The sequence below is a fragment of the Magnetospirillum sp. SS-4 genome, assembly GCF_902729425.1.
GTDB lineage: Bacteria > Pseudomonadota > Alphaproteobacteria > Rhodospirillales > Magnetospirillaceae > Phaeospirillum.
The window spans coordinates 113,835-132,796 of the sequence record NZ_CACVCH010000001.1; the positions used below are offsets into that span (position 1 = coordinate 113,835).

Sequence of the window (18,962 nt, forward strand, 5' to 3'; positions counted from 1 at the left end):
GGATTCTCCCTCAACGCGCCGCGACCGACAGGCCGGCATGCGCCGCCCGGGCCAGCTCGTAATTGTCGATCAGCTTGGTCACCGAGGCATGCATCGGATCGATGAATACCGCCGGCTGCACCCCCATCCAGATCACCACCAGGATCAGCGGCGCGAACACCAGGACCTCGCGCTTGTTCAGGTCCAGGATGGTCTTCAGGTCTTCCCGCACCAGCCGGCCGAAGATCACCCGGCGGTACAGCACCAGCATGTAGGCGGCGCCCAGCACCAGGCCGGTGGCGGCGAACAGCGCCACCCAGGAATTGACCTGGAAGATGCCGGTCAGCACCAGGAACTCGCCGACGAAGCCCGAGGTTCCCGGCAATCCCACCGAGGCCATGGTGAACAGCATGAACACCGCCGCGTAGACCGGCATGCGGACGGCCAGGCCGCCATAGCGGTTGATCTCGCGGGTGTGCATGCGGTCGTAGACCACGCCGACGCACAGGAACAGGGCGCCCGACACCACGCCGTGGGACAGCATCTGGAAGATGGCGCCCTCGACCCCCTGGGGGGTCATGGAGAAGATGCCGATGGTGACGTAGCCCATGTGCGCCACCGAGGAATAGGCGATCAGCTTCTTCATGTCGTCTTGGACCAGCGCCACCAGCGAGGTGTAGACCACCGCGACGATGGACAAGGTATAGATCAGCGGCGTGAAGTAGACCGAGGCGTCGGGCAGCATCGGCACCGAGAAGCGCAGGAAGCCGTAGGCGCCCATCTTCAGCAGCACGCCCGCCAGGATCACCGAGCCGGCAGTGGGCGCCTCGACGTGGGCGTCGGGCAGCCAGGTGTGGACCGGCCACATGGGCACCTTGACCGCGAACGAGGCGAAGAAGGCCAGCCACAGCCACAGTTGCATGGCGAAGGGGAAGGAATGCGCCATCAGCGACGGAATGTCGGTGGTGTGGGCCTCGGCATACATGGCCAGCATGGCCACCAGCATCAGCACCGAGCCCAGCAGGGTGTAGAGGAACAGCTTGAACGCCGCGTAGACCCGGCGCTGGCCGCCCCACACGCCGATGATGATGAACATGGGGATCAGGACGCCTTCGAAGAAGACGTAGAACAGCACCAGGTCAAGGGCGCAGAACATGCCCACCATCAGGGTTTCCAGCACCAGGAAGGCGACCATGTATTCCTTGACCCGCGTGGTCACGCTGCCGAACGACGACAGGATGCACAAGGGCGTCAGGAAGGTGGACAGGATCACGAACCACATGGAGACGCCGTCGACGCCCATGGAATAGGCGATGGTGGTGCCGGGGAACCAAGTGGCGGTTTCCTTGAACTGGAAGTCCGCCGACGCGCCGTTGAAGTTCAGCGCGATGAACAGCGAAACGATGAAGGTCGCCACTGAGGTCAGCAGCGCCACGGCACGGGCGTTCCTCGCCACCACCTCGGCTTCGCCGCGGATGGTGAGGATGAACAACGCGCCGAGCAGCGGCAGAAACGTCGTCAGCGAGAGAAGGGGCCAGTCGTTCATGTGACGTCTTCCTCGTCGTCAGCGCGCGTTGAAGATGTACCAGGTGACGAAGACCGCCACACCGATCAGCATCGCGAAAGCGTAATGGTAGAGATAGCCGCTCTGGGCCCGGCCGACCCGCCGGGCGACCACGATGGTGGCGGCCGCCACCCCATCGGGGCCGACGCCGTCGATCAGGGCGCCGTCGCCGCCTTGCCACAAGGCCCGGCCCAGCTTGAAGGCCGGCTTGACGAAGATCTTGTCGTAGAGCTCGTCGAAGTACCACTTGTTCAGCACGAACCGGTACAGGCCCGGCAGGGCGTTGGCCAGCGCCGGCGGAATGCCAGGAGCGAAGGCGTACATCAGATAGGCGAGGGCAATGCCGGAGGCCGCCACCACGGTCGGCAGCAACGCCACCCACGACGGCACATGGTGGGCGTTCTCCAGCGACGGATGGGCGGCGGTGACCAGGATCGACTTGCCCCAGAACTCGGCGTTGTGGTGGCCGACGAACAGGTCGAAGCCCAGCCAGCCGGCGAACAGGGCGCCGCCCGCCAGGAACAGCAGCGGAATCAGCATCACCGCCGGGCTTTCGTGGACATGCGCCATCACATGCTCGTCGGCGCGGGGACGGCCATGGAAGGTCAGCAGCAGCAGGCGCCACGAATAGAACGCGGTCAGGAAGGCGGCCATGCAGCCCATCCAATAGGCGGCCTGGCCGACCATGGTGTGGGACGCCCAGGCTGCCTCCAGGATGGTGTCCTTGGAGTAGTAGCCGGCGAAGAACGGGATGCCGGCCAGCGCCAGCGAGCCAATCCACATCAAGACCCAGGTCACCTTGACGTGCTTCCAGATGCCGCCCATGCGGCGGATGTCCTGCTCGTCGCTCATGGCGTGGATCACCGAGCCGGCGCCCAGGAACAGCAGCGCCTTGAAGAAGGCGTGCGTCATCAGGTGGAAGATGGCGGCCTGATAGGCCGACACGCCGATGGCGAAGAACATGTAGCCCAGCTGCGAGCAGGTGGAATAGGCGATGATGCGCTTGATGTCGTTCTGGACGCAGCCCACCGTCGCCGCGAACAGGGCGGTGGAGGCGCCGATCACGGTGATCACGGTCAGCGCGGTGTCGGAATATTCGAACAGCGGGCTCATCCGCGCCACCATGAACACGCCGGCGGTCACCATGGTGGCGGCGTGGATCAGGGCGGAGACCGGAGTCGGGCCTTCCATGGCGTCGGGCAGCCAAGTGTGCAGACCCAACTGGGCCGACTTGCCCATGGCGCCGACGAACAGCAGCAGGCAGCAGATGGTGATGGCGTGCCACTCGACGCCGAAGAAGGTCACCGTGGCGTTGGCCTTGTCGGCGGCGGCGGCGAAGATGGCGTCGAAGCCGACCGAGCCGAACAGGAAGTAGACTCCGAAGATGCCGAGCGCGAAGCCGAAATCGCCGACCCGGTTGACCACGAAGGCCTTGATGGCGGCGCTCGATGCCGACGGCTTTTCGTACCAGAAGCCGATCAGCAGGTAGGAGGCGACGCCGACGCCTTCCCAGCCGAAGAACATCTGCACCAGGTTGTCCGACGTCACCAGCATCAGCATGGCGAAGGTGAACAGCGACAGATAGCTCTGGAAGCGGGCGATGGACGGATCGTGGCTCATATAGCCGACGGAATAGATATGCACCGCCGACGACACCCAGGTCACCACGATCAGCATCACGGCGGTCAGGGTGTCGACCTTGATGGACCAGGTGGCGCTGAAGGTGCCGGACTGGATCCAGTTGGCCAGGACCACGGTCTCCGGCTGGCCGCCCAGCGCCACCTTCTGGAAGATCACGCCCGCCAGGACGGCGGAGACCAGCAACAGGCCGCAGGTGACGATCTGGGCGCCGCGGTCGCCGATGAAGCGGCCGAACAGGCCGGCCACGACGGCGCCCAGCAGCGGCAGGAATACGGTGAGGACGTAGATCATCCGCTTCTACCCCTTGAGCTGGCTGATTTCTTCGACCGCGATGGAGCCGCGGTTGCGGAAGAAGACGACGACGATGGCGAGCCCGATGGCCGCCTCGGCGGCGGCCACGGTCAGGATGAACATGGCGAACACCTGCCCGACCAGATCGTTCAGGTAGGACGAGAACGCCACGAAGTTGATGTTGACGGCCAACAGGATCAGCTCGACCGACATCATGATGATGATGACGTTCTTGCGGTTGAGGAAGATGCCCATCACGCCCAGCGTGAACAGGATCGCCGCCACCGTCAGGTAGTGGGACAGACCGATCTCGAACATCAGATGCCCCTCCCCGTCTGGACCTTTTGCAGCTCGACCGACTTGGGCGAACGGGCGACCTGATCGGCGATCACCTGCTTCCTGACGCCGGTGCGCTTCCTGTGGGTCAGCAGGATGGTGCCGATCATGGCGACCAGCAGCACCAGACCCGACGCCTGGAACAGATAGACGTACTTGGTGTAGATCAGCTTGCCCAGCGCCACGGTGTTGCTGGCCTGCTCCAGCGGCGGCGTCGCCGCCAGCACCTTGATGTCGGGGGCGAAAGCCCAGCCGCCGAACATGGTCAGCAACTCGACCAGCAGCACAAAGCCGATCAGGGCGCCGGTGGGCAGGTATTGCAGGAAGCCCTCGCGGAACTCGACCTGGTTGATGTCGAGCATCATCACCACGAACAGGAACAGCACCGCCACCGCGCCCACGTAGACGATCACCAGCAGCATGGCCAGGAATTCGGCGCCGAGCAGCAGGAACAGGCCGGCGGCGTTGAAGAAGGCCAGGATCAGCCAGAGCACCGAATGAACGGGGTTGCGGGCCGAGATGACCATCACCCCGCTCGCCACCGCTATGCCGGCGAACATGTAGAAGATCAATGCCGTGAACATTGTCTGTCGTCCCCTATCAGCGGTACGGCGCGTCGGCGGCGATGCGGAAGGCCAGCTCGGCCTCCCAGCGGTCGCCGTTGGCGAGCAGTTTGGCCTTGTTGTACATCAGCTCGGCGCGGGTCTCGGTGGCGTACTCGAAATTCGGCCCCTCGACGATGGCATCCACCGGGCAGGCTTCCTGGCAGAAGCCGCAATAGATGCACTTGGTCATGTCGAGGTCATAGCGGCGCGCCCGGCGCGAGCCGTCGGCGCGGGGCTCGGGTTCGATGGTGATCGCCTGGGCCGGGCAGATCGCCTCGCACAGCTTGCAGGCGATGCAGCGTTCTTCCCCGTTGGCGTAGCGGCGCAGCGCGTGCTCGCCGCGGAAGCGGGGGCTCAGCGGCCCCTTTTCATAGGGGTAGTTGATGGTCACCGGCGGCTTGAAGAAGTAGCGCAGCGTCACCGCCAGGCCCTGGAACAGCTCGGCCAGCAGGAAGGCGCGCGCGGTGCGGTCAAGGAACGACATCGTTTCTCTCTCCTCAACCCTGGTTCGGCAGCAGATCGAAGGCGGTCAGCACGCTTGCGGTCAGCACCAGCCAGAACAGCGAGAACGGCAGGAACACCTTCCACCCCAGGCGCATCAGCTGATCGTAGCGATAGCGCGGGAAGGTGGCGCGAACCCACAGGAAGATGAACATCACGAAGCAGATCTTCAGGATGAACCAGACGATTCCGGGAATGAAGGTCATCCCGAACGGCGCCAGCCAGCCGCCGAGGAACAGGATCGAGGTCATCGCGCCCATCAGCAGCATGTTGGCGTATTCGCCCAGGAAGAACAGGGCGAAGGTCATGGACGAATATTCGACGTTGTAGCCGGCCACCAGTTCGGCCTCAGCCTCGGGCAGGTCGAAGGGGGCGCGGTTGGTCTCGGCCAGCCCGGAGATCAGGAACAGGAAGAACATGGGCAGATGCGGAATGATGAACCACATGTTCTGCTGGGCCTTGACCACGTCCGACAGGTTCAGCGACCCCACCGTCAGCAGCACCGAGATCATGATGAAGCCGATGGAGACTTCGTAGGACACCATCTGCGCCGCCGAACGCAGGCCGCCCAGGAAGGCGTACTTCGAATTCGACGCCCAGCCCGACATGATGATGCCATAGACGCCCAAGGACGAGATGGCGAAGATATAGAGCACGCCGACATTGATGTCGGACAGCACCCAGCCCGCGTCGAACGGAATCACCGCCCACGAGATCAAGGCCAGGAAGAAGGTCAGCATCGGCGCGCCGATGAACACGGCCTTGCTGGCCGAGGTCGGCAGGACCATTTCCTTGACGAACAGCTTGAGGCCGTCGGCCATGGGTTGCAGCAGGCCGAACGGGCCGACCACGTTGGGCCCCTTGCGCAACTGCATGGCGCCGATCACCTTGCGCTCGGCATAGGTGAGATAGGCCACGGCGATCAGCAGCGGCAAGACGATGGCGACGATCTGAACGACGATGACGATCAGACGCCAGACGAGAGGGGGCAGCAGCCCGGCCAGAACATCAACCATGGGTCCCCGTCTTCTTGTGCTTGTGGTTGCAACCACCGCCGAAGGCTGCCGTGCATTCCGCCATGGTCTTGGAGGCGCGGCTGATCGGGTCGGTCATGTAGAAATTGTCGATATTGCTCACCAGCGAGCCGTCGCCCACCGCGCCCTCGGCGCCGAAGGCGCCCCAGGCGGCCGGCGCGACCTCGCCGATGGCGGCGAAGGCCGGGCTGGCCTTGGCGAGGCGTTCGCGCACCGCCTTCAGCGAGTCGTAGGCCAGCGGCTTGCCCAGCGCGTCGGACAGGGCGCGGACGATGCGCCAGTCCTCCTTGGCCTCGCCGGGCGGGAACACCGCCAGACGGGTCTGCTGGGCGCGGCCCTCCAGGTTGACGTAGGTGGCGCTCTTCTCGGTATAGGCCGCCGCCGGCAGGATCACGTCGGCGCGGTGTGCCCCGGAATCGCCGTGGGTGCCCTGGTAGACCACGAAGGCCTGCCCCAGGCCGGCCATGTCGATCTCGTCGGCGCCCAGCAGGAACACCGCAGAAATGTCGCCCTTGGCGGCACCGTCGAGGATTCCGGCCACGTCCCGACCACCCTTGCCCGGCACGAAGCCGAGATCAAGGCCGCCGACGCGGGCGGCGGCGGTGTGCAGCACGTTGAAGCCGTTCCAGCCGTCCTTCACCAGACCGGCCGAATCCGCCAGCTTGCGGGCAAGGCCCAGCAGGACGGCGCCGTCGGCGCGCGACAGCGCCCCCTGGCCGATGATCAGGGCCGGCCTGGACGCGGCCTTCAGCACCTCGAAGAAGGGATGCTTGCCGTCGGCGATATCCTTCAGCACCGAGGCGGTCTCGCCCAGATGCTCGTACTTGTAGGTCAGGTCACCCTTGTGGCCGATGCGGCCGATCTTGAAGCCGCCCTTCTGCCAACGCTTGCGGATGCGGGCGTTGAGGACCGGGTTCTCCTTGCGGGGATTGGACCCGATGATCAGCAGGGCATCGGCCTGCTCGATGCCGGCCGCCGTGCTGTTGAACAGGTAGGAGGCCCGGACCGAGGCGTCGAGCGCCGCGCCGTCCTGGCGGCAATCCAGATTCACCGAACCCAGCGCGGTCAGCAGATCCTTGTAGGCCACCATGGCCTCGGCATCGGCCTGATCGCCGGCGATGGCGGCGATCTTCGATCCGGCCATCCCCTTCAGCCTGTCGGCGATGGCGGCCAGCGCCTCGGGCCAGGTCACCGCCGCCAGCTTGCCGTCCTTCCTGACATAGGGGCGGTCGAGACGCTGGCGCTTCAGGCCGTCGACGGCGAAGCGCGAACGGTCCGACAGCCATTCCTCGTTGACGTCCTCGTTGACGCGGGGCAGCACGCGGATGACCTCGTTGCCGCGGGTGTCGACCCGGATGGCGGCGCCAAGGGCGTCCATGACGTCGATGGATTCGGTCTTCTTCAGCTCCCAGGAACGATAGGTGTAGCTGGCCGGCTTGTTGGTCAGCGCGCCGACCGGACAGAGGTCGATCAGGTTGCCCGACAGCTCGGACGACACCGCCGCGCCGACATAGCGGGTGATTTCCAGGTGCTCGCCCCGGCCCAGGCCGCCCAGCACCGGGGTACCGGCGATCTCGGAGATGAAGCGGACGCAGCGGGTGCACTGGATGCAGCGCGTCATCATGGTCTGGACCAGCGGGCCGTAATCCTTGTCCGGCACGGCGCGCTTGCCTTCCTGGCAGCGGCCCTTGTCGGCGCCGTAGGCCATGGCCTGATCCTGGAGATCGCACTCGCCGCCCTGATCGCAGATCGGGCAGTCCAGCGGATGGTTGAGCAGCAGGAATTCCATCACGCCCTGGCGCGCCTTGCGCACGACGGGAGTGTTGGTCTTGACCACCATGCCCTCGCCCACCGGCATGGCGCAGGACGCCACCGGCTTCGGCATCTTTTCCACTTCCACCAGGCACATGCGGCAATTGCCGGCGATGGCGAGGCGTTCGTGATAGCAGAAACGCGGAATCTCGATGCCGAGCTGGTCGGCCGCCTGGATGATGGTCATCCCGGCCTCGACCTCGATTTCCCTGCCGTCGATGGTCAGCTTGGGCATTGTCGTGCTCTCTCTCGTATCAGGCCGCTTGGATCTTGGCCTGGCGCTCCTTGATGCGGCGCTCAAGCTCGGGGCGGAAGGTGCGGATCAGTCCCTGGACCGGCCACGCGGCCGCATCGCCCAGGGCGCAGATGGTGTGGCCCTCGATCTGCCGCGAGATTTCCTCCAGCAGGTCGATTTCGGACAGCTCGGCGTTGCCGGTGACCATCCGCTGCATCATGCGATACATCCAGCCGGTGCCCTCGCGACACGGCGTGCACTGGCCGCAGCTTTCGTGCCAGTAGAACTTGGACAGCCGGGCGATGCCGCGCACCAGATCGGTGGACTTGTCCATGACGATGACGGCGGCGGTGCCGAGGCCGGAGCGCATGGCGCGCAGCGCGTCGAAGTCCATGGTGACTTCCTCGCATTGCTGCTTGTTCAGCATCGGCACCGAGGAGCCGCCGGGAATGATCGCCAGCAGGTTGTCCCAGCCGCCGCGCACGCCGCCGGCATGCTTCTCGATCAGGTCCTTCAGCGGGATGCCCATCTCTTCTTCGACGTTGCACGGCGTGTTGACGTGGCCGGAGATGCAGAACACCTTGGTGCCGGTGTTGTTGGGCTTGCCGAGGCCGGCGAACCACGAGGCGCCGCGCCTGAGGATGGTGGGCGCCACCGCGATGGATTCGACGTTGTTGACGGTGGTGGGACAGCCGTAGAGGCCGACGCCGGCCGGGAACGGCGGCTTCAGGCGGGGCTGGCCCTTCTTGCCTTCCAGGCTTTCGATCAGCGCCGATTCCTCGCCGCAGATATAGGCGCCGGCGCCGCGATGGACGTAGACCTCGCAATCCCAGCCCGAGCCGCAGGCGTTGGGGCCAAGCAGTCCGGCGGCGCGGGCCTCGTCGATGGCGTAATTGAGGTGTTCGGCTTCCCGCACGAACTCACCGCGAATGTAGATGTAGGCGGCGTGCGCCCCGATGGCGAACGAGGCGATCAGGGCGCCCTCGATCAGCTTGTGGGGGTCGAACCGCATCATCTCGCGGTCCTTGCAGGTGCCGGGCTCGCCCTCGTCGGCGTTGATCACCAGATAATGCGGGCGCGGCCCCTCGGTCTTGGGCATGAACGACCACTTGACGCCGGTGGGGAAGCCGGCGCCGCCACGGCCGCGCAGACCGGAATTCTTCATCTCCTCGATGATCCAGTCGCGGCCCTTGGCCAGAATCTCCTTGGTGCCGTCCCAGTCGCCGCGCGCCCTGGCGCCGGCAAGCCGCCAGTCGTGGAGGCCGTACAGATTGGTGAAAATCCTGTCGGAGTCGCGCAGCATCAGGCCTTCCCCCCCTGGAACGAAAGCTCGGTCAGGCTGGTCGGGCCGCCGGCCGGGCACGAGAACTGGCGGCCGTTCTGCGGACCGGGCTTGGGCGTCTCGCCGCGCTTGAAGGCTTCCAGCACCGCCTTGGTGGTCTCGGCGGTCAGGTCCTCGTAATAGTCGTCGTTGATCTGCATCATCGGCGCGTTGACGCAGGCCCCCAGGCATTCCACCTCGGACAGGGTGAACAATCCGTCCTTGGTCATGTCGCCGAATTCGACCCCCAGCGCCGCCTTGGCCGCCGCCGCCACGTCGTCGGAGCCGCGCAGCATGCAAGGCAGGTTGGTGCAGACCTGGACGTGGAACTTCCCCACCGGCTTCCGGTTGTACATGGTGTAGAAGGTCGCCACCTCCTCCACCCGGATCGGCGCCATCTCCAGCATGTCGGCGATGACCTCCATGGCGGCGCGGCTGACCCAGCCGTCCTGGCGCTGGGCGAGGTCGAGCAGCGGCATCACCGCGCTCTGCTGGCGGCCCTTGGGATACTTGGCGATGAAGGCCTTGGCCTTCTCCAGGTATTCGGGCGTGAAGGCGAAGCTGTCGGGTTCGTGAGTCATGTCGCTCATCGGTCAATCTCGCCGAAAACGATGTCGATGGAGCCGATGTTGGAAACCACGTCGGCCAGCATGTGCCCCTTGGACATCATGTCGAGGGCTTGCAGGTGGACGTATCCCGGCGGCCGGATCTTGCAGCGGTAGGGCTTGCCGGTGCCGTCCGAGATCAGGTAGACGGCGAATTCGCCCTTGGGGGCCTCGATGGCACCGTAAACCTCGCCGGCCGGCACATGGAAGCCCTCGGTGAACAGCTTGAAGTGGTGGATCAGCGATTCCATCGAGCGCTTCATGTCGGCGCGGCTGGGCGGGCTGATCTTGTTGTCCTCGACCTTGACCGGACCGCCGGGCATCTTGGCGATGCACTGCTTCATGATCTTGACCGATTCCCGCATTTCCAGCACGCGGACCAGATAACGGTCGTAGCCGTCGCCGTGCTTGCCCACCGGAATGTCGAAGTCCATCTGGTCGTAGACGTCGTAGGGCTGGGCCTTGCGCAGATCCCAGGCGATGCCGGAAGCGCGCAGGTTGGGGCCGGTAAAGCCCCAGTCCAGCGCCTGCTCGGCCGTCACCGTGCCGATATCCACCGTGCGCTGCTTGAAGATGCGGTTCTCGGTGGCGATGGTCTCGATGTCGTCGAGCACCTTGGGAAAGGTCTCGCACCACGCCGCGATATCCTCCAGCAGGCCGGCCGGCAGGTCGGCCGCCACGCCGCCGATGCGGTAGTAATTGGCGTGCAGGCGGGCGCCGCAGACCCGCTCGTAGAACTCCATCAGCTTCTCGCGCTCCTCGAAGCCGTAGAGCAGCGGGGTCATGCCGCCGACGTCGAAAATGAAGGCGGTGACGTTGAGCAGATGGTTGAGGATGCGGCCGATCTCGTCATAGAGCACGCGGACGTACTTGGCCCGGATCGGGATGTCGATGCCCAGCAGCTTCTCCGTCGCCAGGACGAAGGCGTGCTCCTGATTCATGGTGCCCACGTAGTCGAGCCGGTCGAAATACGGCGTCGCCTGCATGTAGGTCTTGTGCTCGATCAGCTTCTCGGTGCCGCGATGCAGCAGGCCCACATGGGGATCGGCGCGGTCGACGATCTCGCCCGACATTTCCAGGATCAGGCGCAGCACGCCGTGCGCCGCCGGATGCTGCGGACCGAAATTGATGGTGTAGTTCTGGATCTGCGATTCGGCCATCTCAGCTCGCCTTCTCATCGCCGGGCAGCAACCCCGGACCTTCCCAGGGCGACAGGAAATCGAAGCTGCGGAAGTCCTGGGTGAGCTTCACCGGCTCGTAGACCACCCGCTTGGCTTCGTCGTCGTAGCGCATCTCCACATAGCCGGTCAGCGGGAAATCCTTGCGCAGCGGATGCCCCTCGAACCCGTAATCGGTCAGGATGCGGCGCAGATCGGGATGGCCCGAGAACGTCACGCCGTACATGTCCCACACCTCGCGCTCGAACCAGCCGGCGGACGAGAACACGCCCGTCACCGAGGGAACCGGGGTCTCCTCGTCGGTGGCGACCTTCACGCGGACCCGCTGGTTATGCTTCATGGACAGGAAGTGGTAGACCACGTCGAAGCGGCTTTCGCGCCCCGGCCAGTCCACGCCGCACACGTCCACCAGTTGCTTGAACAGACAGCCCGAATCGTCACGGAGGAAGGTGGAGACCTTCACGATCGAGGCCGCCCTGGCCTCCAGGGTCAGCTCGCCGCAGCGATTGACCTCGAAGCGGAGCACGTCCTGGGGCAGGGCTTGGGCGATGTACTCGCCCAGATCCTTCAGCGCTTGCGTCATGTTTGGGCCGTCCCTCGTTCAGGCGCTATCGGAGAATGGAGCCGGTGCGGCGGATCTTTTTCTGCAGCTGCAAGATGCCGTACATCAGCGCCTCGGCGCTGGGCGGGCAGCCCGGCACGTAGATGTCGACCGGCACGATGCGGTCGCAGCCGCGCACCACCGAATAGGAATAGTGATAATAGCCGCCGCCGTTGGCGCACGACCCCATGGAGATGACCCAGCGCGGCTCGGCCATCTGGTCGTAGACGCGGCGAAGCGCCGGAGCCATCTTGTTGGTGAGCGTGCCGGCCACGATCATCAGATCGCTCTGGCGCGGGCTGGGGCGGAACACGACGCCGAAGCGGTCCATGTCATAGCGCGAACAGCCGGCATGCATCATCTCGACGGCGCAGCAGGCGAGACCGAAGGTCATCGGCCACAAGCTGCCGGTGCGCGCCCAGTTGACCACGGAATCGACGCTGGCCAGCACGAAGCCCTTGTCGGAAATCTCGGTGGTGACGGCTTTGAGCAGCGCGTCCTGCGCCGGCCCCGGAGGCAGCGGCGCGGCGTGGTCGGGGGTCATGATGCCGCCGGAGGACGGGTTCACTCCCATTCCAAGGCTCCCTTTCGCCATTCGTAGATGAAGCCGATGGTCAGCACCGCCAGGAACACCATCATCGACCAGAACCCGAACAGGCCGATCTTGCCCAGCGTCACCGCCCAGGGAAACAGGAAGGCCACTTCCAGGTCGAAGATGATGAACAGGATGGCGACGAGGTAGAACCGCACCTCGAACTTGGAGCGGGCGTCGCCAAAGGCGTCGAAGCCGCATTCATACGCCGAGGCCTTCTCGGTGTCCGGCTTCTGGCGCGCCACGATCCACGATCCCCCGACGCAGATCGCCGATATGGCGATGGCGATGCCGAGAAAAATCAGGATCGGCAGATATTCGAGCAGCCAAGCTTCCATCGTCCCTGCCCTGCAAAGAGGTGTTCCGATCGAGAAGACGCCCCGGCGGCGTGTCGTCGCGCGATCCGCTGTCAGCCGGGCACTGCAAGACGCAATCAGAGAACAGCCCGGGCGGGATCACAGGAATAGCGACGATTGGCAAACGCCGTCAGGAAGCCCCCTCCTGCCACAAACGCACCACGATCCGGCCAGTCGCCCCATGACCGGAGAGACGGACCAGGATGGGGGATGGCGGGAGTGACGGGGCTCGAACCCGCGACCTCCGGCGTGACAGGCCGGCGCTCTAACCAACTGAGCTACACCCCCTCGCAGCCCCCCGCGTGGGTAGGCGTGGTGTAATGCAGCCCCCAGGGACTGTCAAGCAAACAAGCCCGCGTCCCCAGAGCTTTTCCGCTTTTCCAGCTTGGCGGCGGCCGCGGCGGCGGGCGGCCACGCCGCCGCCGGCCGGCCTACCCGTTCCACCCCCGCCCCGGCCGCCGGGGGGACAATCAAGGAATAAGGCGTCGCTAGCTGGCCAGGGCCGGCGAGAACGTGACGTCCGGGGAGGTGGGCTGGGGAACGCGGGTCTCGCGGCGGCCCATGTGGTCGATCCAGCGGCGGCTCAGGTTGAGCAGGGTCCGGCGATCGATGGCGCGGGCGGTCCCGGCGCGCCAGTCGTGCAGCAGGCGATGGGCGCAGGCGGCGATGGCGGCGTGCTCGGCGACCCGCCCCGACGGCGACTGGCCGTCGCGGGCGAAGTGGCGGCCGATGCCGCGGACCAGGGCGTCCAGCGCCCTTTCCACCACCTCGTCGGGAGCCCCCACCGCGAAGGCGACATCAAGCTCGTTCAGCAGGTCCAGAACCAGGCGATGCTCGGCATCGATGATGGAATTGCCGCTCGACAGCCGATTGTCCCAAATGGCGATCATGACATCCCCCATCGATCACGCTGGAATGTTTCGAATTTGCCCGAGAATCTCCACAACGGGGATAGGGGGAAACGGATAGGGCCGCATGGCCGGCGAGTTAGGGTGGTTGCCGTAGGGCTATACCAAGGAGGAAGCGGAACGCTCCTCGATCAACCACTCCAGGTGGTGACGGCCGCTTCCCGGAGCGACGACCCGCGCCAGCCACTCCAGACTCTCGTCCAGCGCGTCCTCCAGCCGCCATGGCGGATTGACCACCACCAGGCCGCTGCCATTCAGCCGGAACGGATCATCGTCGGGCCGGATCAGCAATTCGACCGCCAGGGTCCGGCTGCCCCCTTCCTCGCGGATGGCGTCGTGAAAGCGCCGAACCGGTTCACGCCCCTTGATGGGATACCACGCCAGGATGATGCCGCCCGGCCACAGCCGGCGGATACGGCGGAGCGTCAGCCGCAACCGGTCGAACTCGTCCCGGACCTCGAACGGCGGATCGATCAGCACCAGTCCCCGCCGCTCGGCCGGCGGCAACAGCCCCTTGGCCGCCGCGTGGCCATCCAGGTGATGCACCCCCACCCGGCGGTCGCCGGCGAAACGGCTGCGCAGCAGACAGACGTCCTCGGGGTGCAGTTCCACCAGGGCCAGACGGTCGGCGGGACGCATCAGCGCCCGGAGCAATTCGGGCGAGCCGGGGTAGCGGCGCGGCGTGCCGTCCGTGTTCCAGGCCCGGATCACCCGCAGATACGCCTCCATTCCGGCGGGGGGATCGGGCCGGTCCATCACCTTGGCGATGCCGTCCAGATACTCGCCGGTCTTGCCGGCCGCCTCCGCCATCAGGTCGTAGGCGCCGATGCCGGCATGGGTGTCCAGGGCGAAGAACGGCGTATCCTTGCGCTTCAGCGCCTCGACCACCTGGGCCAGGATGGAATGCTTCATCACATCGGCGAAATTGCCGGCATGGTAGGCGTGGCGGTAATTCATGGCGGCGGCGCGTCTCCTGGACTTCGGCCGAACCATAGGCGGGAACCCGGTGGGGGGAAAGCCCGTTCGGCCAAGGAAACTATGAATTTTAATGATTATAATTAATCATAGAATCTATGACCTTTGTCACCCTCCGACTCAATGTTACTTGGCGGCCTGCCCTTCATCACTACCAAACATTTATTATTAACACATTTCATCATAATATGAGTGATATCGTCACGCCTGGAATTTGTGCAAATATGATATAGCTATTGGCGGGCGACAGAAGAGATTCTGGTGGTTATCACGTATGCTCTCTTGTGGGGAAGAGACATGGCCAAGAGTGACATTTATCTTACAGGGGTTGAACGTTCCTTTGGCATTGACGAGATCATCGTCAGCAAGACCGACACCAAGGGTCGGATCATCTATGCCAACGAAGTCTTCCTGCGTATGGCGGGATACTCCGAGGCTGAAATCCTGAACCAGCCGCACAGCATCATCCGCCACCCCGACATGCCGCGCTGCGTCTTCAAGCTGCTGTGGGACACCATCGAGACCGGCAAGGAAATCTTCGCCTACGTCAAGAACCGGGCGAAGAACGGCGATCATTACTGGGTCCTGGCCCACGTCACCCCCACCTTCGACAAGGCGGGCAACATCGTCAGCTATCATTCCAACCGCCGGTCTCCCCGCCGCGAGGCGATCGAGAAGGCCGAGGGTCTCTACAAGCAGTTGCTGGCCATCGAACAGGGCCACGACGACCGCAAGAAAGGGATGGAGGCCGCCTTCCAGGCCGTGGTCGCGACGTTGCAGAACGCAGGGGTACCCTATGATGAATTCGTCTTCTCTCTCTAAGGCCCGGTTTGCCGCCGGGGTCGCCGCCGCCCTGTGCGCCATCGGCGCGGTGATCGCGCTGACCCGCGGCGCCACCCTGGATGCCAGCGCCATGGCCCTGGCCACCCTCGCCGCCCTGGGAACCGTTCTGCTGGTCAGCCGCGCCCGCACATCGATCTACCGGGCCTGCTCCGTGCTGGGCGAGGCCGCCTCGGGCCGCCTCGACGTCCGCGTCATCGGCATCACCGAGGGCGGGGTCCTGGGACAGCTGGACCGCTCGGTCAACCGGGTGCTCGACCTCACCGAGGTCTTCACCAAGGAGGCCGACGCCGCCATGGCCATGACCTCGGAGGGACGTTATTTTCGCCATATCCTGACCGAGGGCATGGTGGGCGAGTTCGCCGATCACGCCCGCCTGATCAACAAGGCCCTGACCGAGATGGAGGCGCGCTCCAACGCCTTCACCACCGAGGCCACCGGAGTCGGCGACAACATCAAGCACGTCACCCAGGTGGTGGCCGCCACCGCCACCGAGCTGGAGGCCACCGCCCGGCAGATGTCGGAGATCGCCAGCCAGACCAGCGACACCTCCAACCGGGTCGCCGGCGCCGCCGAGGACGCCTCGATCCATGTGGAGACCGTCGCCGCCGCCGCAGAACAGGTGTCGTCGGGCATCCGCGAGGTCGCCCAGCGCATCCAGGCCTCGGCCTCGATGGCACAGGAAACGGTGCGGGTCACCGTCCAGACCGACGAGGCCATCAACGGCCTCAACCAGGCGGCCCAGAAGATCGGCGAGGTGGTCAGCCTGATCACCGAGATCGCCAGCCAGACCAACCTTCTCGCCCTCAACGCCACCATCGAGGCCGCCCGCGCCGGCGAGGCCGGCAAGGGCTTCGCCGTGGTCGCCAACGAGGTCAAGACCCTGGCCAACCAGACCGCGCGCGCCACCGAGGACATCTCCAACCAGATCGACAGCATGCGCATGGCCACCCAGCAGGCGGTGGACGCGGTGCGCAACATCGGCGGCAAGATCAGGGACATCAACGAGAACGCCACCGGCATCGCCGCCGCCACCGAGCAGCAGAGCGCCGCCGTCGCCGAGATGAGCCGGGCCATCCGTTCGGTCGCCGCCGACGTCCAGACCGTCGCCGGCACCATCGGCGAGGTGGCCTCCACCGCCGGCACCGCCACCGAGGCGGCGGATCAGGTGCTGATCGCCGCCGGCGACCTCGCCCAGCGCAGCGTCGGCATGAACGACGACATCGACGCCTTCGTCGCGCGGGTCTGTTCCGGCATCAAGCGAGGATAGCCTCGGCCACCAGCCGGCGGGCCTCCGGCAGCAGGTCGGCCTCGAACCAGGGGTGGCGGGCCTGCCAGCCGGTGGTCCGCCACGATGGATGCGGCAAGACCAGATGGTCGGGCAAGTAGTCCCGCCACGCGGCGACGGTCTCGGTCAGGCTGGACCGGCGACGCCCGCCCAGCACATGGGCCTGGGCATACCCCCCCACCAGCAGGGTCAGGCGGACATGGGGCAGGCGGGCGAGGACCGGCGGATGCCACAGCGGTGCGCATTCCGGACGCGGCGGCCTGTCTCCGCCCCTGGGGTCGCGGCCGGGATAGCACAGGCCGGTGGGCAGGATGGCCACCCGCCCCTGGTCGTAGAACGTCTCGCGCCCCATCCCCAGCCAATGGCGCAGACGATCCCCCGAACGGTCGTTCCAGGGTAGGCCGGTCTCGTGAACCCTGGTTCCGGGGGCCTGGCCGACGATCAGCAGCCGCGCCGGCTCCGATACCCGCAGCACCGGGCGTGGCCCCAGCGGCAAATGATCGGCGCACAGGCGGCAGGCGCGAATGCGTCCGACCAGTTGGTCCAGGGTCTCGCCGTTCACCGGTGCAGATGCCGCAGCCGTTCCAGGTCGACCTTGGCCAGATCGGGAAACACCGCCAGGGCGCCGCTGAAATCGTCGCCGGCGGTATAGAGACTCTCGCTGACCACCACGTCGATGCCGGCGGCGCGGGCGGCGCGGACGCCATTGGCGGAATCCTCCAGGGCCAGGCAGTCCTCGCCCGGCAATCCCATCTTGTTCAGGACCAGATGGTAGACCTGGGGATCGGGCTTCTTGCGGGCGGCGTCCTCGCCGCAGGCGATCACCTCGAACCACTCGCTGCGGTGTCCGAGCAGGGCGACGACGTTGGCCCGGCTGGTGGTCGAGGCGATGGCCAGCCTGATCCCCGCCTCGCGGGCCTCGGCGATCAGCCGTTCGATTCCGGGCCTCAGCATCACCCGGCCCGAGGCTACCATGCCGGTATAAATCTCGGTCTTGCGCCGGTGCAGCGCCGCCACCAGTTCCGGCGAAGCGTCGGGGTCGAAGGCGAGGATGCGTTCGCGCCCGCCCGACACCTTGAGCAGCTTGCGATACAGCTTGGGAGGCCAGTTCCAGTTGAGCCCCGCCTGGGCGAAAGCCCGCATGAAGGCGTTGCGGTGCGCCTCCTCGGTTTCCGCCAGCGTTCCGTCCACATCGAAGATCAGCGCTTTGAGGGTCATGACCACACCACGGCGGACGGAAGGAAACAACGGCGGGTAAAGGGCCAGGCCGTTCCCGACGAAGGGATATTATACCCCTCGCCGGCCCCGTGGGCCAGCGCCACCGGCAACGCCGCCCGGACCTCAGCCGATTCCCAGGGCTTCCGGCCCGGCCAGCCAGGCCGCCAGCGCCAGCCAGGCCGCCACCGTCAGCATTTCCGCCGGCCCGCCGGTGCTGCACAGGGCGATGCCGAAACGCCGCTTGGCGGGCCACAGCAGCGGCACCCCCGACGGGGTCAGGGCATCGGCCGCCAGGTGGGACAGATACCCCACCGCCAGCGGCGCCACGAACACGGCAAGGTCGGAGGAAGGAGCGACCAGAACCAGCGCCGCCACCCCGGCCAGCACCGCCAGCAGCGAGTGGGTCAGGCCGCGATGGCCGATCAGCATGGACAGCGGCCGGGATATCATCCACAGCCGGCGGCCGACCGCCGAACCGGGATGGTCGATATCGGGCAGCAGCGCCCCCAGCACCGCCATGCCCATGCCCGCCGCCGACAGTTCAGGCGCGGCGCCGCCCAGCTTGGTCACCACCACCCAGGCGGCTCCCCCCAGCGCCATATGCGAAGCCGCCATCATCCGTATTTCCCCCAAGACCAAAGCTCGGGTACAGTTGGCCTGGGAGGAGAGCCATGTCAATCGTCTGGGACGAGACGCTGGCGGTGGGCGATGCCGCCATCGATGCCGACCACCGCCGCATGATCGAGCTGATCGCGCTGCTGGAGGGGGCATCGGCCGACCCGCCGTCCGACGACCGGATCGCCCTGACCCTGGCGGAACTTTCGGCCCTGTGCCGCGAGCATTTCTCCCGCGAGGAGGCTTTCCAGCGGACCATCGGCTTTCCCGACCACGAGGACCATCGCCTGGGCCACGAGATGCTGCTGAAGCGTCTCGACGCGGTGATGGCTCATTATGCCGACGGCTGCGCCGAGGTCCGGGCGGGCATCGTCCGGACCCTGGGCGATTCCCTGGCCACCTGGCTGACCACCCACATCACCACCAGCGACATGGAATTCCAGCCCTACGTCCGGGGACGGTGATTC

General features: G+C 65.9%; 21 protein-coding genes and 1 tRNA gene. 3 read left to right on the plus strand and 19 right to left on the minus strand.

What is annotated here, in order from left to right:
* Nucleotides 1-10: 10 nt before the first annotated feature.
* The 16 genes from MTBSS4_RS00530 to MTBSS4_RS00605 form a co-directional block, all read right to left on the minus strand.
* Complete coding sequence (locus MTBSS4_RS00530; RefSeq protein WP_173981431.1) at nucleotides 11-1,525, minus strand: NADH-quinone oxidoreductase subunit M; 1,515 nt, start codon at nucleotides 1,523-1,525, stop codon at nucleotides 11-13.
* 18 nt (nucleotides 1,526-1,543) lie between these two features.
* On the minus strand, nucleotides 1,544-3,475 hold the full coding sequence (gene nuoL / locus MTBSS4_RS00535; protein ID WP_173981432.1) for an NADH-quinone oxidoreductase subunit L: 1,932 nt from the start codon (nucleotides 3,473-3,475) through the stop codon (nucleotides 1,544-1,546).
* A gap of 6 nt (nucleotides 3,476-3,481) precedes the next feature.
* On the minus strand, nucleotides 3,482-3,793 hold the full coding sequence (gene nuoK, locus MTBSS4_RS00540; protein WP_173981433.1) for an NADH-quinone oxidoreductase subunit NuoK: 312 nt from the start codon (nucleotides 3,791-3,793) through the stop codon (nucleotides 3,482-3,484).
* The gene (locus tag MTBSS4_RS00545; protein WP_173981434.1) at nucleotides 3,793-4,395 is read right to left on the minus strand and encodes an NADH-quinone oxidoreductase subunit J; all 603 of its coding nucleotides are present in this window, start codon (nucleotides 4,393-4,395) and stop codon (nucleotides 3,793-3,795) included. Before MTBSS4_RS00545 ends, nuoK begins: the two co-directional genes overlap by 1 nt.
* Nucleotides 4,396-4,411: 16 nt before the next feature.
* Nucleotides 4,412-4,900: an NADH-quinone oxidoreductase subunit NuoI gene (gene nuoI, locus MTBSS4_RS00550; protein ID WP_173981435.1), complete on the minus strand. Its 489-nt coding sequence runs from the start codon at nucleotides 4,898-4,900 to the stop codon at nucleotides 4,412-4,414.
* 13 nt (nucleotides 4,901-4,913) lie between these two features.
* Nucleotides 4,914-5,933, minus strand: coding sequence for an NADH-quinone oxidoreductase subunit NuoH (nuoH, locus tag MTBSS4_RS00555; protein WP_173981436.1), 1,020 nt, complete (start codon nucleotides 5,931-5,933; stop codon nucleotides 4,914-4,916).
* Nucleotides 5,926-7,998 carry an NADH-quinone oxidoreductase subunit NuoG gene (gene nuoG, locus MTBSS4_RS00560; RefSeq protein ID WP_173981437.1) on the minus strand — a complete coding sequence of 691 codons (2,073 nt, stop codon included), beginning with the start codon at nucleotides 7,996-7,998 and terminating at the stop codon, nucleotides 5,926-5,928. Before nuoG ends, nuoH begins: the two co-directional genes overlap by 8 nt.
* Nucleotides 7,999-8,017: 19 nt before the next feature.
* Nucleotides 8,018-9,301: an NADH-quinone oxidoreductase subunit NuoF gene (gene nuoF / locus MTBSS4_RS00565; RefSeq protein WP_173981438.1), complete on the minus strand. Its 1,284-nt coding sequence runs from the start codon at nucleotides 9,299-9,301 to the stop codon at nucleotides 8,018-8,020.
* Complete coding sequence (gene nuoE / locus MTBSS4_RS00570; RefSeq protein WP_173981439.1) at nucleotides 9,301-9,909, minus strand: NADH-quinone oxidoreductase subunit NuoE; 609 nt, start codon at nucleotides 9,907-9,909, stop codon at nucleotides 9,301-9,303. Before nuoE ends, nuoF begins: the two co-directional genes overlap by 1 nt.
* A complete protein-coding gene (locus MTBSS4_RS00575; RefSeq protein ID WP_173981440.1) occupies nucleotides 9,906-11,084 on the minus strand; it encodes an NADH-quinone oxidoreductase subunit D in 1,179 nt (392 codons plus the stop codon). The genes nuoE and MTBSS4_RS00575 overlap by 4 nt, the downstream gene beginning before the upstream one ends.
* A 1-nt stretch (nucleotide 11,085) precedes the next feature.
* Nucleotides 11,086-11,685, minus strand: coding sequence for an NADH-quinone oxidoreductase subunit C (locus MTBSS4_RS00580; RefSeq protein WP_173981441.1), 600 nt, complete (start codon nucleotides 11,683-11,685; stop codon nucleotides 11,086-11,088).
* Nucleotides 11,686-11,710: 25 nt separating this feature from the next.
* The gene (locus tag MTBSS4_RS00585) at nucleotides 11,711-12,277 is read right to left on the minus strand and encodes an NADH-quinone oxidoreductase subunit B family protein (protein ID WP_173981442.1); all 567 of its coding nucleotides are present in this window, start codon (nucleotides 12,275-12,277) and stop codon (nucleotides 11,711-11,713) included.
* Nucleotides 12,268-12,633, minus strand: a complete 366-nt coding sequence (locus MTBSS4_RS00590) for an NADH-quinone oxidoreductase subunit A (protein ID WP_173981443.1) — start codon at nucleotides 12,631-12,633, stop codon at nucleotides 12,268-12,270. The genes MTBSS4_RS00585 and MTBSS4_RS00590 overlap by 10 nt, the downstream gene beginning before the upstream one ends.
* Nucleotides 12,634-12,862: 229 nt before the next feature.
* A tRNA-Asp gene (locus MTBSS4_RS00595) sits at nucleotides 12,863-12,939 on the minus strand.
* Nucleotides 12,940-13,139: 200 nt separating this feature from the next.
* A complete protein-coding gene (locus MTBSS4_RS00600; protein WP_254432314.1) occupies nucleotides 13,140-13,541 on the minus strand; it encodes a hypothetical protein in 402 nt (133 codons plus the stop codon).
* A 117-nt stretch (nucleotides 13,542-13,658) separates the two neighbouring features.
* The gene (locus MTBSS4_RS00605) at nucleotides 13,659-14,552 is read right to left on the minus strand and encodes a 23S rRNA (adenine(2030)-N(6))-methyltransferase RlmJ (RefSeq protein WP_254432315.1); all 894 of its coding nucleotides are present in this window, start codon (nucleotides 14,550-14,552) and stop codon (nucleotides 13,659-13,661) included.
* 279 nt (nucleotides 14,553-14,831) lie between these two features.
* Here MTBSS4_RS00605 and MTBSS4_RS00610 point away from each other — a divergent pair, with 279 nt between their 5' ends.
* Nucleotides 14,832-15,356, plus strand: a complete 525-nt coding sequence (locus tag MTBSS4_RS00610; protein ID WP_173981445.1) for a PAS domain-containing protein — start codon at nucleotides 14,832-14,834, stop codon at nucleotides 15,354-15,356.
* The gene (locus tag MTBSS4_RS00615; RefSeq protein WP_254432316.1) at nucleotides 15,331-16,644 is read left to right on the plus strand and encodes a methyl-accepting chemotaxis protein; all 1,314 of its coding nucleotides are present in this window, start codon (nucleotides 15,331-15,333) and stop codon (nucleotides 16,642-16,644) included. The genes MTBSS4_RS00610 and MTBSS4_RS00615 overlap by 26 nt, the downstream gene beginning before the upstream one ends.
* Here MTBSS4_RS00615 and MTBSS4_RS00620 read toward each other — a convergent pair.
* The 3 genes from MTBSS4_RS00620 to MTBSS4_RS00630 all read right to left on the minus strand — a co-directional run bounded on the left by MTBSS4_RS00620 (nucleotide 16,631) and on the right by MTBSS4_RS00630 (nucleotide 18,498).
* On the minus strand, nucleotides 16,631-17,224 hold the full coding sequence (locus tag MTBSS4_RS00620) for a uracil-DNA glycosylase family protein (protein ID WP_173981446.1): 594 nt from the start codon (nucleotides 17,222-17,224) through the stop codon (nucleotides 16,631-16,633). The genes MTBSS4_RS00615 and MTBSS4_RS00620 overlap by 14 nt on opposite strands.
* Nucleotides 17,221-17,880: an HAD-IA family hydrolase gene (locus MTBSS4_RS00625; RefSeq protein WP_173981447.1), complete on the minus strand. Its 660-nt coding sequence runs from the start codon at nucleotides 17,878-17,880 to the stop codon at nucleotides 17,221-17,223. Before MTBSS4_RS00625 ends, MTBSS4_RS00620 begins: the two co-directional genes overlap by 4 nt.
* Nucleotides 17,881-18,003: 123 nt before the next feature.
* Nucleotides 18,004-18,498 carry a metal-dependent hydrolase gene (locus MTBSS4_RS00630; protein ID WP_173981448.1) on the minus strand — a complete coding sequence of 165 codons (495 nt, stop codon included), beginning with the start codon at nucleotides 18,496-18,498 and terminating at the stop codon, nucleotides 18,004-18,006.
* 53 nt (nucleotides 18,499-18,551) lie between these two features.
* Between MTBSS4_RS00630 and MTBSS4_RS00635 the strand changes: the two genes are divergently transcribed.
* Nucleotides 18,552-18,959 carry a bacteriohemerythrin gene (locus MTBSS4_RS00635; RefSeq protein WP_173981449.1) on the plus strand — a complete coding sequence of 136 codons (408 nt, stop codon included), beginning with the start codon at nucleotides 18,552-18,554 and terminating at the stop codon, nucleotides 18,957-18,959.
* Nucleotides 18,960-18,962 lie beyond the last annotated feature (3 nt).

Bases quoted from the DNA above. Each gene is read 5' to 3' on its own strand.
- MTBSS4_RS00530 (WP_173981431.1), bottom strand. From the start codon at position 1,525: ATGAACGACTGGCCCCTTCTCTCGCTGACGACGTTTCTGCCGCTGCTC.
- nuoL (WP_173981432.1), bottom strand. From the start codon at position 3,475: ATGATCTACGTCCTCACCGTATTCCTGCCGCTGCTGGGCGCCGTCGTG.
- nuoK (WP_173981433.1), bottom strand. From the start codon at position 3,793: ATGTTCGAGATCGGTCTGTCCCACTACCTGACGGTGGCGGCGATCCTG.
- MTBSS4_RS00545 (WP_173981434.1), bottom strand. From the start codon at position 4,395: ATGTTCACGGCATTGATCTTCTACATGTTCGCCGGCATAGCGGTGGCG.
- nuoI (WP_173981435.1), bottom strand. From the start codon at position 4,900: ATGTCGTTCCTTGACCGCACCGCGCGCGCCTTCCTGCTGGCCGAGCTG.
- nuoH (WP_173981436.1), bottom strand. From the start codon at position 5,933: ATGGTTGATGTTCTGGCCGGGCTGCTGCCCCCTCTCGTCTGGCGTCTG.
- nuoG (WP_173981437.1), bottom strand. From the start codon at position 7,998: ATGCCCAAGCTGACCATCGACGGCAGGGAAATCGAGGTCGAGGCCGGG.
- nuoF (WP_173981438.1), bottom strand. From the start codon at position 9,301: ATGCTGCGCGACTCCGACAGGATTTTCACCAATCTGTACGGCCTCCAC.
- nuoE (WP_173981439.1), bottom strand. From the start codon at position 9,909: ATGAGCGACATGACTCACGAACCCGACAGCTTCGCCTTCACGCCCGAA.
- MTBSS4_RS00575 (WP_173981440.1), bottom strand. From the start codon at position 11,084: ATGGCCGAATCGCAGATCCAGAACTACACCATCAATTTCGGTCCGCAG.
- MTBSS4_RS00580 (WP_173981441.1), bottom strand. From the start codon at position 11,685: ATGACGCAAGCGCTGAAGGATCTGGGCGAGTACATCGCCCAAGCCCTG.
- MTBSS4_RS00585 (WP_173981442.1), bottom strand. From the start codon at position 12,277: ATGGGAGTGAACCCGTCCTCCGGCGGCATCATGACCCCCGACCACGCC.
- MTBSS4_RS00590 (WP_173981443.1), bottom strand. From the start codon at position 12,633: ATGGAAGCTTGGCTGCTCGAATATCTGCCGATCCTGATTTTTCTCGGC.
- MTBSS4_RS00600 (WP_254432314.1), bottom strand. From the start codon at position 13,541: ATGATCGCCATTTGGGACAATCGGCTGTCGAGCGGCAATTCCATCATC.
- MTBSS4_RS00605 (WP_254432315.1), bottom strand. From the start codon at position 14,552: ATGGTTCGGCCGAAGTCCAGGAGACGCGCCGCCGCCATGAATTACCGC.
- MTBSS4_RS00610 (WP_173981445.1), top strand. From the start codon at position 14,832: ATGGCCAAGAGTGACATTTATCTTACAGGGGTTGAACGTTCCTTTGGC.
- MTBSS4_RS00615 (WP_254432316.1), top strand. From the start codon at position 15,331: ATGATGAATTCGTCTTCTCTCTCTAAGGCCCGGTTTGCCGCCGGGGTC.
- MTBSS4_RS00625 (WP_173981447.1), bottom strand. From the start codon at position 17,880: ATGACCCTCAAAGCGCTGATCTTCGATGTGGACGGAACGCTGGCGGAA.
- MTBSS4_RS00630 (WP_173981448.1), bottom strand. From the start codon at position 18,498: ATGATGGCGGCTTCGCATATGGCGCTGGGGGGAGCCGCCTGGGTGGTG.
- MTBSS4_RS00635 (WP_173981449.1), top strand. From the start codon at position 18,552: ATGTCAATCGTCTGGGACGAGACGCTGGCGGTGGGCGATGCCGCCATC.